The sequence below is a fragment of the Actinoplanes sp. CA-131856 genome (assembly GCF_050956135.1).
GTDB lineage: Bacteria > Actinomycetota > Actinomycetes > Mycobacteriales > Micromonosporaceae > Actinoplanes.
The window spans coordinates 6,046,351-6,060,530 of the sequence record NZ_CP191849.1; the positions used below are offsets into that span (position 1 = coordinate 6,046,351).

Sequence of the window (14,180 nt, forward strand, 5' to 3'; positions counted from 1 at the left end):
ATGGCACAACCCCTGCATCTCGCCGTCGCCCTCGACGGCGCCGGCTGGCACCCCGCCGCCTGGCGCACGGCCGGCGCGGAGCCCGGAAACCTGTTCAAAGCCACCTACTGGACCGATCTCGTCCTCGAAGCCCAGCGCGGCACGCTCGACTTCGTGACCATCGAGGACTCCCTCGGTATCGCCGGCAACGGTGTGGGCGCTCGTCTCGACGCCGTGCTGATCGCGGCCCGCGTCGCTCCCCTGACGAAGAACATCGGGCTGGTGCCGACGGCGACGGTGACCCACACCGAGCCGTTCCACATCTCCAAGGCGCTCGCCACGCTCGACTACGTCAGCACCGGCCGCGCCGGCTGGCGGGTCCAGCTCTCGGCCCACCCCGGGGAGGCCGGGCATTTCGGGCGAAGGGTGGTTCCCGACCTCCAGGAGCACTTCGACGAGGCGGCCGACTTCGTCGAGGTCGTGCGGCGGCTCTGGGACAGCTGGGAGGACGACGCCGAGATCCGCGACGCCGCCACCGGCCGGTTCGTCGACCGGGAGAAGCTGCACTACATCAACTTCGACGGCAAGTACTTCAGCGTGAAGGGCCCGTCCATCACGCCCCGGCCCCCGCAGGGTCAGCCGCTGGTCACGGCCCTGGCCCACGCCGACATCCCGTACGGCTTCGCGACCGGCTCGGCCGATCTCGTCTACGTGACCCCCACCGACGCCGACGACGCCCGCCGGATCGTGGCCAAGGTGTCCGCCCTCCCCCACGTGTTCGCCGACCTCGTCGTCTTCCTGTCGGAGAACGACCAAGCCACGAAGGAGACGAAGGCCTGGCTGGCCGACACCGCGTACACCTCGGACGCCCTGGTCTTCGCCGGCACTCCGGCCGAGTTGGCCGATCTGCTGCTCGACTGGCAGCGGGCCGGGCTGACCGGGTTCCGGTTGCGACCGGGCCGGCTCCCGGCCGACCTCGAGGCCATCACCCGCGGCCTGGTGCCCGAGCTGCGGCAGCGCGGAGCCTTCCGCAAGGAGTACGAGGCTCCGACCCTGCGCGGCCTGCTCGGCCTGCCCCGGCCCGCGAACCGCTACCGTCAGGAGGCACCCGTTGCCTAAGCAGATCCACCTCGCCGCGCACTTCCCCGGCGTCAACAACACCACCGTGTGGAGCGACCCCGAGGCCGGCAGCCACATCGAGTTCTCCTCGTTCGTCAAGCTGGCGCAGACCGCCGAGCGGGCCAAGTTCGACTTCTTCTTCCTGGCCGAAGGCCTGCGGCTCCGCGAGCAGGGCGGCCAGATCTACGACCTGGACGTGGTCGGGCGCCCCGACACGTTCACCGTGCTGGCCGCGCTGGCCGCGGTCACCACCCGCCTCGGCCTGGCCGGCACGATCAACTCCACCTTCAACGAGCCGTACGAGGTGGCCCGGCAGTTCGCCAGCCTCGACCACCTCTCCGACGGCCGGGCCGCGTGGAACGTGGTGACCTCGTGGGACGCCTTCACCGGGGAGAACTTCCGGCGCGGCGGTTTCCTGGCCGAGCAGGACCGGTACAGCCGGGCCACCCAGTTCCTCGACACGGCCAAGGAGCTGTTCGCCTCGGTGCCCGCTCCCGACGACTTCCTTCGTGACCCGTCGGCCGGCACGTTCGCCCACAAGGACGACCACTTCGACATCGCCGGCCGGTTCAACGTGCCGCGCAGCCCGCAGGGCCGCCCGGTGATCCTCCAGGCCGGCGACTCCGACGCCGGGCGCGAGTTCGCGGCGGCCACCGCCGACGCGATCTTCAGCCGGCACGGCACGCTGGCCGAGGGCCAGGCGTTCTACGCCGACGTCAAGGGACGCCTGCCCCGGTACGGCCGGGAGCGCGACGAGCTGCTGGTCCTGCCCGCGGCCACCTTCGTGCTGGGCGACACCGAGACCGAGGCGCAGGAGAAGGCCCGGATCGTACGACGGCAGCAGGTCAGCGGCGCGACCGCGATCAAGTTCCTGGAGCAGCTCTGGAACCGGGACCTGAGCTCGTACGACCCGGACGGCCCCCTGCCCACGATCGATCCCGACGTGTCGGACAGCCACATCGCCCGTGGGCGGGCCAGCGTGCGCCTGCACCGCGACCCGATCGCCGTGGCCAACGAGTGGCGGGCGAAGGCGGAGGCCGAGAAGCTGTCCATCCGGGAGCTGATCATCGAGGTGACCGGACGGCAGAACTTCATCGGCACGCCGGCCGCCGTCGCCGAGTCTATAAACGAGCTGGTCCAGGCCGACACCAGCGACGGCTTCATCCTGGTGCCCCACGTGACGCCGGGCGGGCTCGACGAGTTCGCCGACACCGTCGTCCCGCTGCTTCAGGAGCGGGGAGTCTTCCGTACGGACTACGAAGGCCCCACGCTGCGCGACCACCTCGGTCTGCGGGTCCCGCAATGACCACCGTCTCGCCGGACACCTCGGTCCTGGACAACGCGGCCTGGGAGTCGCTGACCGGCCCGCACGCCCGGTTCGCCGAGCGGCACGGGCGGGCCGTGCGCTACCAGCCCGACGTGGCCCCGTTCCACGCGCTTGAGGACCCGGCCGACCCCAAGGGCTGGCGTGACCTTCTCGAGCTGACCGGGCCGGGAGCCGAGGTGGCGGTGGCCGGACCGGCCCCCGCCTTCCATCCCGGCTGGCGGCTGGTCGACGAGGTGGCCGGCGTCCAGTTCGTCGACGACACCCTGGCCGACGCGCCGGCGCCGGAGGCGGTCCGGCTGACCGCGGCCGACGTGCCCGAGGTGCTGGACCTGATCGAGCGGACACGCCCGGGCCCGTTCCGGACGCGCACGATCGAGCTGGGCGGCTACATCGGCATCCGGGACGGCGGGAAGCTGATCGCCATGGCCGGCGAACGGCTCCACCCGCCGGGCTGGACGGAGATCAGCGCGGTCTGCACGGACGCCGCCTATCGCGGGCGGGGCCTGGCCACCCGGCTCGTGCGGGCGGTCGCCCACGGCATCCGGCAGCGGGGCGAGACGCCCTTTCTGCACACGTCGGCCGCGAACGCCACGGCGATCCGCCTCTACGAGTCGATCGGCTTCCGGCTGCGCCGGCGGACCACGTTCGGCCTGTACGCCCCGCGGGTCGAAGTCTGAGCCGGCAGACTACGTACGGCCCTATACGCCCCGCGGGTCGAAGTCTGAGCTGGCGGCGAGTTTCTGCCAGCGGCGGCGGTCGCCCGCGCTGAGCCGGGGCGGCACGACGATCCTGATCTCGGCGTAGAGGTCACCGGCCACACCGTCCGGGTTGGGCAGGCCCCGGCCTCGCAGACGGGCGCGGCGGCCCGAGGACAACCCCGCCGGCACCTGCACCTGTGCGGGGCCGGACGGGGTGTCCACGGGCACGGTCGCGCCCAGGGCGGCCTCCCACGGGGCCAGCGGCAGGTCGACATAGACGTCGCGGCCCTGAAGGCGGTAGCGCGGATGCGGCGCGACGCGCACGGTCACCGACATGTCCATGCCCGGCAGCGGGACGCGCCGCCCGTCGACGACGCCCGGCGGCAGCTCGACCTCGACGACACGCACCGCGGTGCCGAACTCCAGCGTCAGAGGGTGCCGCCCACCGGCGTACGCCTCCTCGATCGAGATCTCCAGCACCTGAACCCCGGCGTCGAAGCGCGGCATGCGCGCGCCCCACCCGAACTGCGCCGACCCGGTCGACACCCCGAGACCGCGGTCGAGGTCGTACATCGCCCGTTTCCGGTCGTCGGACAGGATGTTGTAGGCCTCGGTGATCTGCTTGAAGCGGGTCTCGGCGCCCGTCTCGCGGTTCAGATCGGGGTGGAAGCGCCGGGCCAGGGCCCGGTAAGCGCGCTGAATCTCAGGCTGGGTCGCCGATCTGGAGACTCCGAGCACCTCGTAGTAGTCACGCGTCTTCGTGGGCACGCATAGAGGTTTATGGCTTGAGCCTCTCCGTGTCAACTCTCTGTCCCCGGGATGTCACGTTCCGGTCCGCCGATAGCGGCCAGGCATGATGGACTGGCTCACGAGAGGAGGCCCGGCGTTGATGACATCGAATGGATCGGCCCGTCCGGTCACGCTGCGCGACGTGGCGCGCCTGGCCGGCGTCTCGGTCGCGACGGCCTCCAAGGCCCTCAACGGCCAGCCTCAGGTGAAGGCCGAGACCCGGAGCCGCGTCATGGAGGCGGCGGCCCAGCTGTCGTTCTCGCCCAACACGCTGGCCCAGGCCCTGATCGGCGGCCGCACGGGCACGGTCGGCCTGCTCACCTCCGACCTCGAGGGCCGGTTCTCCATTCCCATCCTGATGGGCGCCGAGGACGCGTTCGGCTCCGACCAGGTCTCGGTGTTCCTGTGCGACGCCCGCGGCGACGCCATCCGTGAGAAGCACCACCTGCGGGCCCTGCTCTCCCGCCGCGTGGACGGGCTGATAGTGGTGGGTGCCCGCCCCGACAGCCGCCCGTCGCTGGGCCGTGACCTTCCCGTGCCGGTCGTCTACGCGTACTCGCCGAGCGAAGATCCTGAAGATCTGTCCCTGGTCACCGACAACGAGGAGGCCGGCCGCCTGGCGGTCGACCACCTGATCTCCTGCGGGCGCACGCGCATCGCCCACATCACGGGCGACCCTTCGTACGGCGCCGCCCAGGACAGGGCCCGCGGCGCCCAGTCCCGGCTGAAGGAGGCTGGCCTGCCGCTGGCCGGCGACCAGGTCTGGTTCGGCATGTGGTCCGAGGCGTGGGGCCGCGGCGCCACCCGCATGCTCCTGCAGCGCGACCCGTCGGTGGACGCCATCTTCGCCGGCTCCGACGAGATCGCCCGGGGCGTCCTCGACGTCCTCCACCAGGAAGGCCGGGAGGTGCCCTCCCGCGTGGCCGTCATCGGCTTCGACAACTGGGAGGTGCTGGCGGCCAACGCCCGCCCGCCCCTGTCGACCATCGACATGCAGCTGGAGGAGCTGGGCCGCCGGGCCGCCCAGCGCTTGTTCGCCGCCATCGACGGCGCACCGGCCTCCGGCACCGAGACCCTCCCCTGCCGGCTGATCACCCGCGAGTCGACTGCTCCGCTGAGCTGAGGGCCGCGGCCGCCTGGGCGGCGAACGCCTCGTGCGCCTTCGGGAACGTGACGAACTGACCCCGTTCGGTCACGTGACCGCCCGCGAGCAGCATCCGGTTGCCGCCGCGCAGGGCGACGATGTAGCCCACCATCACGAGGACGAGGGACAGGATCCAGACCGGCGCGCCCGCGTCCCCCGACAGCGACGAGCCCGCGAAGAGACCGGCCACACCCGCCGCCACCAGGGCGATCCCGGCGATCAGCCCCCTCGTGCGGGTCTGCCCGCACCGCGCGCAGAACGGCCACGCCGGCGCCTCGACGGTCTTGCGGGTCACCAGGGCGAAGATGACGAACGGGATCGCACCGGCCAGCAACAGCACATAACCCCAGCTGGGCACCCGCGAGATGAAGCGTGTCCGCTTGTGCTCGACGGCCGGCTGCCCGTGCCGGGAGCAGACGGTCGGCGTGCCCCAGCCGGACGACACGAACGGGCTGGGAACATTGACGGGGACGGACACGTGGAGCCTCCTGCTTCGACCAACGACCGCGCCATGATCCACTACCGTGTTCGCAGGTCAGGCACCGGGTCGGCGAAGCAGGCGCAGCGCCGACAGCGACGGCGTGAACAGATAGGCGCCACCGCGCGGGCGAACGTAGTCGGTGAGGGTCGAGACTTCGCCCGCCGGCAGCCGGGCCCGGCGTTCGGCGCCGGGGCGTACCCGGCCGATCAGCAGGTCGACGCCGTTGTCCATGCCCTGGCGGGGCCGTTCGGGATTGTTGGCCCAGCGCTGGGCCAGCAGCTCGAACTGCTCGGCGATGGCGGTCTGGTAGCACAGGAAGAGCAGCCCACGCTCGGCGCCGTCGTCGTACGGGATGCCGCGGCGCAGGATGGCGAAGGTGAGAGTGGCCGACGGCGGCCCCTTGTCGGTCTCCTGGTCGCGCGGGTTGACCTTGCGGATGTGCGCGGCCAGAGGGCAGCGCAGGCCGTCGGGGTCGGGATCGGCGCCGCGCGGGCCGCCGGGGATGCCGGGGGCGGCGGTGTCGTAGCCGAAGTGGTTGAGCTCGGCCGCGACAGCGTCGGGTGGGCGCACGAGGGGGCGGCCGTCGGGATGGCGACCCACGAGCTGGGCCCGTATCTCGTCCGGATCGGCGCCGAGCGCGGCGGCCATCCGGGCGGTGTCGGACCGGAAGGCCTCGACGTCCTGCTCCAGCTTGCGATAGACGAGCAGGGATCCGTTGCGGGCCAGGGCCGGAGCACGGCGGGCGGGCGCCGGCCGGGTGGGCGCGGTCTCGCTCTGCCGGGGCAGCCCGAACAGGAACTGACCGGGCCAGACCAGCACGTCGCCGGGCGCCGCATAGTCGCGGTGGTCCGGCATCGGCGGCATGGGCAGGCGGGGCACGAGCGGGGTGCCGGCGTCGTCGACGACGCCGCGGAGCATGGGCTGGGAGATGCCGTCGCGAAAACCGAAGTGCTCGCGGTCGCCGGGCTGCCGCCCGCCTTCCTGCTGATGGACGAGGTCGCAGGCGGCACCGGCCGCGCGGAGCCCGCCGGCCACCTCCCGCAGCCGCGCGCAATCGTCGTCGGCCAGGACGGCCAGGATGTCGATCTCCTGCCCGGGACCGCCCACGCTCCAGCCGGCGGCGGGCGGGTCACGCAGATAGCTGCGGCGGGCCATGCCGACCGCGAAGGCCTCGTCGAGGGTCGCCATGTCCGGGTGGCCGAGCGCTTGGAAAGCACGCGGCGACAGCGACACCGCACAGGCCGGGAAACCCTTGAGGTGTACGGGATCCGCCCGGCCCCGGCGGATCTCGCGCCGCATTGCCCGGTACGCGAGGCCGCGCCTCGCCGGGGTGACCCGATCGGCCAGAGCACCCAGCAGCGAGCGGGCCGCCGGGGCGGGACCGGCGTCCGGCAGCCGCCATCCGAGCAGGAGCTGATGATCGTGACCGAAGCCGGGCAGCACATGCGCCTGAATGTCGTCCAGGTCGAGCAAGGGCTCGCCGGAGCTCATCTCGGCCGCCACTCACCAGCGCGGGCGCGCCGAGAGCCGATCGGGCCGCTCGCATCGGTCAGGCCGGCCGCTCCGGAGGGCCTTTCCGGGGACGGCGCGGCGGCACGGGACAACCGGGCGGCGCCGGCGGCCGGGCCGGAAGCCGCGGTATGGGCGTACCCTCGCCCGTGGCCCGGGGGACGCTCGCCGCCGCGGCCAGCGAGATCTCGCCGTACAGGCTGTTCTCCGGATGGGTCAGATGGGCCAGGCCGAGTGAGGTGTTCCAGACGTTGTGCGGGTTGTACGCGCCCTGGCGCTGATAGAGCCGCAACGGGCCGCCGGGTTGCTCGCTGAACGCGATGTCGGTGTCGAAGTAGAGATCGTCCTCGCGCACCTGCGGGCCGACCAGCTCGCGATAGAGCCTCAGCAGCTGGGCCCGGTCGCCGGCCAGGAAACCCCAGTATTCGTGGCCCTCCGAGGTGAACACGATCCGGCGCATCCGGCCCGCCGGATCCCGTTCGACAACTCGCAGTATTCGTCCTGCGGGCGATAGGGCAGGACGATTTCTTGCGCTTTCCCTTCCCGTACGGCGTAGAAGGTCACGCCGTGGTAGTCACCGAGACTGCGGAACTCGTCGGCGGCGCGCCGGGCGCCGTCGGGATCGCCCGGAAACAGCACCTTGACCGGGCGGGGAAACGCGTCCCAGCTGATCCGGCGCTCCACCAGAGGGGCCTCGACGCGCAGCGGATTGAAGAACCGGGCGTTCTCCGCTCCGGCCTCCCCGGCCATGCGCTCCACCATGCGGTCGAACCAGGAGGAGACGAGCGCTGACCATTCGGCGCGCCGGCGGGAGTCCAGATCGCGGACACCGCCCGGTGTTTCCAGCAACCCGTCCATGCCACCCCTCTTATCGTCCTGAATAGACCATCGTCGGCACGGGACAGGGCGGCTGTCATCACTCCGTCAGTGCGGGCACGCGGTCCGTTCGGCCGGTTGTCCTCAAGCCCCTGCCGAAAGTGGCGGCGACGGCGGAGACCGCGACCGTACCGGAGAAGACGAGGATGGCGACGGAGGCGCCGAACGTGGCCACGAGGGCGCCCGCCGCGACCGGGGCGAGGGCCGCCATCGAGGTGGCGGCCGTCATGATGACGCTGACGACGCGGCCCTGGAGGTGGTCGGGTGTGATGGCGGCCTGATAGCCGAAGAGCGCGGCGTTGCAGGCGGGTCCGATGAAGACGGTGAGTGCGAGCGGCACGGCGGCGGCGATGCTAAAGGTGAGCAGGGAGGCGCTGGCCAGGAGGCCGACGGCCAGCCAGCAGACGGTGCGAGCGAGGGCAGTCAGTCCGAGGCGGCGCTGGATGAACGGCGCGGCCAGGGCGCCGAGCAGCCCACCGACGGCGATGACGGTTTCGGTGAGGCCGATGACCGCGGGCGCGGTGCCGCCGCGTTGCAGGGCCACGATGACGGCGAAGATGGCGCCGTTGATGGCGAAGTTCAGCGGCGCCGCGATGACCATCAGCATGCGCAGGAACGGATGGGTGAGGACGAAGCGGATGCCGTCGCTCAGCTTGACCGGCGCGTCCTCGTCGCGGGGCGCCTGCAGCGGCTTGCGAATGGCGCCGACCATCACCAGCGAGACGAGATAGGAGACGGCGTTCCCGAGGAAGGGAATGGCGTGCCCGATCGAGAAGAGAAGGCCGCCGAGCGGAGGGCCGGCCAGCATGGCGCCGTACGAGCGGGCCTCGTTGCGCGCGACCGCGTCCGGCAACTGCGCGATCGGCACGATGCTGCGCAGGGAAGAATCCTCGGCCGTACTGAAAAGAGCTCCGCAAGCGGCGTCGACCGTCGCCGCCACGATGATGAGCGGCAGCGAGGCCTGGCCGGTGAAGACGGCGACGGTCAACACCACGAAGGCCAGCAGCCGTACGGCGTCACAGGCCAGCATGAGCCGCCGGCGGTCGAAACGGTCGGCGACGACCCCGGACGGCAACCGGAAGACGAGCCGGGCCACCGAGGCGAGGGTGCCGACCAGTCCGGCGCTGACCGGATCGCCGGTCTGCACCAGAACGAGCAGGGCGAGAGCCAGGGTCGCGACGCCGTCACCGAGGTCGGAGAGCGTCTGCGACGTCCAGAGCAGATTGAATTCCCGGTTGCGCCACAGCGAGGCGGTCATGACACGCGGTGCGGGTAGGCCTGGAGGACGACGAGCACCTGCTCGGCGCCCGGCTCGTTGGTGCGGGCCTCCTCGACGGCCTGCCAGATCCGCTCCTCGAGCCGCGCGAGCCGCTCCGGCGTCGTCCGGATGACCTGATCGGAGCCGACGCTGGCGGCCCGCCACTGCGGGCTCCACCGCCCCTGGGCGACCTGGGCGTGGAACGTCTCGATCCAGGCGCCCCAGACCTCGCGGGAGGCCCGCTCGACGGCGACGTCGTCCTCGTGGCTGCCGTTGCCGATCAGGGTCGCCTCGTGGGCGGCCTTCCACCAGCGCTCCCGCCCGTGCGCGCCGCGGCCGAGCTCGGGCGCGTCCACCACGAAACCGTGCCGCGCGAGAAGCCGCAGGTGGTGGCTGGTCTGCCCCGAGTCGGTGCCCAGCCGCCGGGCGAGAATGGCCGAGGTGGCCGGCCCGTCCACCCGCAACGACCCGACGATCCGCATCCGCAGTGGATGCGCCATGACCCGCATCAGCACCGTACCGCTGACTACCGTTTCGCTCATGGGCGGCACGTTAGCCAGCGCGCCGTCCTCGTCACAAGGGCCTTATGCATAAGAGCTCTGCATCGCCTCGCCGAAAAAATGTCGTACCCCGCGGCCATCATGTCGGCATGGCCCAGCCAGCTGCTTTCTCGCCGTCCGATCACGACTTCGAGGTGTCAGTGCACGAGGCGCGCACCCGCTTCGTGCAGCTGGTGCGCGTGGCGTCCCTGACCGGCCGCCCCGTGACCATCACCGACCACGGCCGCCCGACGGCCACGATCGTCCCCCTCCCCCTGCCTCATCAGCGCCACGGCCCCGGCCGCCCACCCGACGAGACGAGCGTGACCGCCCGACCGCCCCAAGCCACGGGCGCGGCCTGGCGGCCCCCGACCGACGACGCCCACCAGGCCGATGGCGCCCGCCCTGCCGACGGCGCCCGCCCTGCCGACGGCGCCCGCCCTGCCGACGGCGCCCGCCAGGCCGACGCGGCGCGGCGTCGGGCCGACGACGCCCGCCAGCCTGACGGCGCCCGCGAGGCCGACGACGCCCGCCCTGCCGACGACGTCCGCCAGGCCGACGTGGCGCGGCGGCGGGCCGACGACGCCCGGCAGGCCGACGTGGCGCGGCGGCGGGCCGAGGCCGAGCGGCAGGCGGGGGCGGAGTCCGAGAGGCGCCATGCCGAGACCTTCCGGCAGGCCGAGGCCGCGCGGCAGCAGTCCGATCCCGACCGGGCGCGGGCCGTGGCCGCCGGGTGGGCCCGCCGCCTGGAGGAGGTGCGGGCCGCCCAGCAGCGCCGGCACGCCGCCGAGATGGCGTCCGTTTCGCGGGCTCTGGCCGAGGCGTGGCGGGTGATCGACCATCTGCGGCCGTGCGGAGCCGATGCCGGTGTCGACCGGCTCCGCACGGAGCATCGCGACTTTCTGCCCGAACGCCGAGGGGTGGGTGGTCAGTCGATGTAGAGCTTGTCGAGCAGGTGGGCGTTGTGCTGCTCCACGTAGCGGCGGCGCAGCTTCAAGGACGGGGTCAGGTCGCCGTTCTCGACTGTCAGGTTCCGTTCGAGGATCGTGAAGCGCTTGATGGTCTCCCACTTGCCCAGTTCGGCGTTGAGCTGGGTGACGTAGCCGTCGATGGCGGCGACCGTCTTCGGGTGGCGGACGATCTCGGCGTGCGTGGCGCCGGGTACGCCCTGTTCGGCGGCCCAGGCCCGGGTGGCGTCGGGGTCCAGGTCGATCAGGGCCGTGATGTATTGGCGGCCGTCGCCGTGCACGACTATGCGGGCCGAGAGGGGGCACAAGGCCGCGAAGCGGGTCTCCAGGGACTGCGGGGCGACGTACTTGCCGCCGGAGGTTTTGATCAGGTCCTTCTTGCGGTCCGTGATCTTGATGTTGCCGCGCTGGGTGATCTCGCCGATGTCGCCGGTGTGGAGCCAGCCGTCCTCCAGCATCGTGGCGCTGGCGTCGGGCAGACCGTGGTAGCCCTCCATGACGCCGGGGCCCTTGATGAGGATCTCGCCGTCGGCCGCGATCGCGATCTCGGTGCCGGGCAGCGGAAGGCCGACCGTGCCGTACTCGAGGTGGTGGCTGCGGTTGATCGTGGATCCGGCGGCCGACTCGGTCAGGCCGTATCCCTCCAGGATCGGCAGGCCGATGGCGTCGAAGAACTCGGCGATGTCGCTCGACAGCGGGGCGGCGCCGGAGATGAAGTAGCGCATGCGGCCACCGAAACGCGCGCGGACCTTGCTGAGCACGATGCGGTCGGCCAGGGCGTACTGCCGGGTCAGCAAGGCACTGGGGGTTTCGCCGTTGCGGCGGGCGCGCACCACGCGGCGGCCGACGCCGATCGCCCAGTCGAACAGGCGCGCCTTCACGCCGCCCTCGCGGTGGACGGTCGCGACGACACCGGCGTGGACCTTCTCGAAGATCCTTGGTACGGCGGGCATCACGGTAGGACGTACGACGGGAAGGTTTTCGATGATTTTCGTCAGATCGCCGTCGACGGCGGTGGGATAGCCGATGGAGAGCTGCGCCGCCAGCAGCACCTTGCCGAACGAGTGGGCCATGGGCAGCCAGAGATAGCCCAGGTCGCCCGGCTCGATCAGGGCGATCGCCTTGGCCGTGGCCGCCTCGTAGGTCCAGCGGCTGTGCGGCAGGCGTACGCCCTTGGGCCGGCCCGTCGTGCCCGACGTGTAGATCAGCGTGGCCAGGTGATCGGCGGTGACCGCCGCCGTGGCCTGGGTGACCGCGTCGGGACGCTCGGCCAGCAGGTCGCGGCCGCGCGCGCGGAGCTGGTCGAGGGTCATGGCCCGGGACTCGCCGGCCGTCACCGGGCCGTCGATCATGATGACGTGCTCGACCAGGGTGCCCGGCGACAAGACCTTGGGCAGGTGCTCGGCGCTCTCGATGATCGCGATGTGGCTGTGCGAGTCGGCCAGGATGTGCTTCACGTCCTCGGCCGACGACGTCGGATAGATCGTGGTGGTGGCGCCGCCCGCGCACATGATGCCCAGGTCGGCGTGGATCCACTCGACCCGCGTGCCCGACATGATCGAGACACGGTCCTCGGGCTGGAGCCCCAGGGCGAGCAGTCCCGCGGCGATCTCGGTGGCGATCTCCCCGACGGCGGCCCACGTCTGCGACTCCCACCGCCCGTCGACCGGCCACTTGTACGCCTCGGCGTCCGGCGTGCGGGCCACCCGGTCGAGGAGCAGGGCGCCCACCGAAGCCGGAGTTTCGCTTTGGATCCGTTCCCAGGTGGTGATTTCGTCGGGCTGGGCGCGCTGTGCCGTGCTCACTGTGGACCTCCCGGCGTCACTGATCGATGGGCATCACCGACAGGGTACGCACAGTAACGTGTCCTGCGTCACATCCATTCGGCCCGATCATGGCTCTCAGCCGGCGCGACCAGGCGCTCAAGGCCGGTGCTGAGAGATTCCTGAACACCGTGACCCCCACCTGCGAGGCGATAAGCTGAGCCCTTGAACCTTCGCGACCGCAAGCGCACCCGCCGAGCCCTGGTCGAGGTGGCGGTCGATCGGGCTCTGAAGCCATGGCGCGCTGAAGGATGAGGCGCATCCGGTCGGTCGACACCAATCCGGTCCTCGACCCGACGCGCCTCCTGACCCGCGCGCTGAGCGACGCCGACCGGTACGCCAAATGCGCCACCGTGATCACCGAGCTTTTCAGCGACCACCTCGACCGTGGCGTGCCGCTGGTCGCCAAGACCAACTGGATCCGGTTCCTGCCCACCGACATGGACGAGCCGGCCTTCTTCACCGGCATGCCGGCCACGGCGTCGCTCGGGCTGGGTGAGGTGCACGACGTGCCGTACGACCGGAGGGTCCTCGATCTTCCCGACGGTGAGCGGCGGCTCGCGATCCTCGACTGGCTGCGCGAGCACATGCTGGCCCTGGCGGCCACCCTCGGGTGGGACACCGTCCCGATCGAGGAGGCTTATCGGGCGTGCCGGCGGGACGACTGCCGCTACCTCCGGGTCGGCGCGGCCAAGGCCAGTCCGGATCGCCGGCGCAAGGCGCACGTCGAGTACGAGATCGACGGCGACGGGGACGCCTGGTCCTGGGTCGTCGTCACCGACCGGGCGGGGCTCACCCGGCAGGTCGGTGAGCGCTGGGACGCGACGCCCGGAGTGCTGGCCTCGCGCCGGGTGCCGCGCTCGGTCCGCTGGGACGGCGACACGGTGACGTGGACCCCGTGGACCGATGACGTCGCGCCGCCGGGGATCGGCGGGAGGGCTCGCTTCAAGGCCGGCCCGCCGTGACGTGGGCGACGACCAGGTCGCCGATCATGCCGCGGAGGTGGTCCCGCTGGCTCGGGTCGAACAGGTCGCGGTCGAAGATGGCCTTGAACGTGTAGCGGTTGGCGCCGCGGAAGACGCAGAAGGCGCTGATGATCATGTGCACGTCGAGGGCGTCCAGGTCGTCGCGGAACAGGCCGGCCGCGCGGCCGCGCTCCATGATGCGCGACAGCACCTCCAGGGCCGGGGCGGCCAGCACCTCGCGCGACGACGAGCTCGACAGGTGCTTGGCGTAGTGGATGTTCTCGATGGCCACGAGGCGTACGAAATCGGGGTGTTGCTCGTGATGGTCGAAGGTCATCTCGGCCAGGCGGCGCAACGCCTCGACGGGCTCCAGATGCTCGACGTCGAGTTCCTGTTCCAGGGCGCGGATCCGCCGGTACGCCCCCTCGAGAACCGCCAGGTAGAGGCCCTCCTTGCCGCCGAAGTAGTAGTAGATCATCCGCTTCGTGGTGCGTGTCTTGGCCGCGATCTCGTCGACCCGGGCGCCCGCGTAGCCCTGGTCGGCGAACTCGTGCGTGGCCACCTCGATGATCTCGGCGCGGGTGCGCTCGGCGTCCCGGACGCGTTCCTTCGGCGCCGACTCCGCTGTCATGCCCTGATCCCCCTCGACGTCGTTGCTGTCGACTCTAGTGGTCCCGTCACCTAGGCTGAACGGACCGGTTCGTA

At 71.7% G+C, this 14,180-nt stretch carries 13 protein-coding genes and 1 pseudogene; 6 read left to right on the forward strand and 8 right to left on the reverse strand.

The annotated features are described in order from the left end of the window. From ACQP2X_RS28020 to ACQP2X_RS28030, 3 genes are read left to right on the forward strand one after another with little or no spacing between them, the layout of a single operon-like run. Complete coding sequence (locus ACQP2X_RS28020; RefSeq protein WP_498686864.1) at positions 1-1,098, forward strand: LLM class flavin-dependent oxidoreductase; 1,098 nt, start codon at positions 1-3, stop codon at positions 1,096-1,098. Continuing rightward, positions 1,091-2,404, forward strand: a complete 1,314-nt coding sequence (locus ACQP2X_RS28025; protein WP_498686866.1) for an NtaA/DmoA family FMN-dependent monooxygenase — start codon at positions 1,091-1,093, stop codon at positions 2,402-2,404. Before ACQP2X_RS28020 ends, ACQP2X_RS28025 begins: the two co-directional genes overlap by 8 nt. Further along, entirely contained in the window at positions 2,401-3,102 is a 702-nt protein-coding gene (locus ACQP2X_RS28030) for a GNAT family N-acetyltransferase (protein ID WP_498686868.1), read from the forward strand. Before ACQP2X_RS28025 ends, ACQP2X_RS28030 begins: the two co-directional genes overlap by 4 nt. Positions 3,103-3,123: 21 nt before the next feature. On the opposite strand, the gene ACQP2X_RS28035 is transcribed toward ACQP2X_RS28030, so the two are convergent. After that, positions 3,124-3,891, reverse strand: a complete 768-nt coding sequence (locus ACQP2X_RS28035; protein ID WP_498686869.1) for a DnaJ C-terminal domain-containing protein — start codon at positions 3,889-3,891, stop codon at positions 3,124-3,126. 121 nt (positions 3,892-4,012) lie between these two features. Between ACQP2X_RS28035 and ACQP2X_RS28040 the strand changes: the two genes are divergently transcribed. Further along, a complete protein-coding gene (locus ACQP2X_RS28040; protein WP_498686870.1) occupies positions 4,013-5,035 on the forward strand; it encodes a LacI family DNA-binding transcriptional regulator in 1,023 nt (340 codons plus the stop codon). Here ACQP2X_RS28040 and ACQP2X_RS28045 read toward each other — a convergent pair. From ACQP2X_RS28045 to ACQP2X_RS28065, 5 genes and pseudogenes are all read right to left on the reverse strand, one after another. Then, the gene (locus ACQP2X_RS28045; protein ID WP_498686872.1) at positions 5,004-5,534 is read right to left on the reverse strand and encodes a hypothetical protein; all 531 of its coding nucleotides are present in this window, start codon (positions 5,532-5,534) and stop codon (positions 5,004-5,006) included. The two genes, ACQP2X_RS28040 and ACQP2X_RS28045, sit on opposite strands and share 32 nt — an antisense overlap. A 57-nt stretch (positions 5,535-5,591) precedes the next feature. Beyond that, a complete protein-coding gene (locus ACQP2X_RS28050) occupies positions 5,592-7,028 on the reverse strand; it encodes a Dyp-type peroxidase (RefSeq protein WP_498686873.1) in 1,437 nt (478 codons plus the stop codon). A 58-nt stretch (positions 7,029-7,086) separates the two neighbouring features. After that, positions 7,087-7,904: pseudogene (locus tag ACQP2X_RS28055) on the reverse strand (DUF8225 domain-containing protein). A gap of 58 nt (positions 7,905-7,962) precedes the next feature. Beyond that, positions 7,963-9,180: an MFS transporter gene (locus ACQP2X_RS28060; protein WP_498686875.1), complete on the reverse strand. Its 1,218-nt coding sequence runs from the start codon at positions 9,178-9,180 to the stop codon at positions 7,963-7,965. Further along, entirely contained in the window at positions 9,177-9,722 is a 546-nt protein-coding gene (locus ACQP2X_RS28065; protein ID WP_498686876.1) for a helix-turn-helix domain-containing protein, read from the reverse strand. The genes ACQP2X_RS28060 and ACQP2X_RS28065 overlap by 4 nt, the downstream gene beginning before the upstream one ends. A gap of 107 nt (positions 9,723-9,829) precedes the next feature. Between ACQP2X_RS28065 and ACQP2X_RS28070 the strand changes: the two genes are divergently transcribed. Further along, positions 9,830-10,660: a type II toxin-antitoxin system Phd/YefM family antitoxin gene (locus ACQP2X_RS28070; protein WP_498686878.1), complete on the forward strand. Its 831-nt coding sequence runs from the start codon at positions 9,830-9,832 to the stop codon at positions 10,658-10,660. On the opposite strand, the gene ACQP2X_RS28075 is transcribed toward ACQP2X_RS28070, so the two are convergent. Continuing rightward, on the reverse strand, positions 10,648-12,492 hold the full coding sequence (locus tag ACQP2X_RS28075) for an AMP-dependent synthetase/ligase (protein ID WP_498686879.1): 1,845 nt from the start codon (positions 12,490-12,492) through the stop codon (positions 10,648-10,650). The genes ACQP2X_RS28070 and ACQP2X_RS28075 overlap by 13 nt on opposite strands. A 269-nt stretch (positions 12,493-12,761) precedes the next feature. On the opposite strand from ACQP2X_RS28075, the gene ACQP2X_RS28080 reads away from it, so the two are divergent. After that, positions 12,762-13,475, forward strand: coding sequence for a hypothetical protein (locus ACQP2X_RS28080; RefSeq protein WP_498686880.1), 714 nt, complete (start codon positions 12,762-12,764; stop codon positions 13,473-13,475). Here the strand turns inward: ACQP2X_RS28080 and ACQP2X_RS28085 are convergent. Further along, positions 13,456-14,106: a TetR/AcrR family transcriptional regulator gene (locus tag ACQP2X_RS28085; protein WP_498686882.1), complete on the reverse strand. Its 651-nt coding sequence runs from the start codon at positions 14,104-14,106 to the stop codon at positions 13,456-13,458. The genes ACQP2X_RS28080 and ACQP2X_RS28085 overlap by 20 nt on opposite strands. Positions 14,107-14,180: the final 74 nt, after the last annotated feature.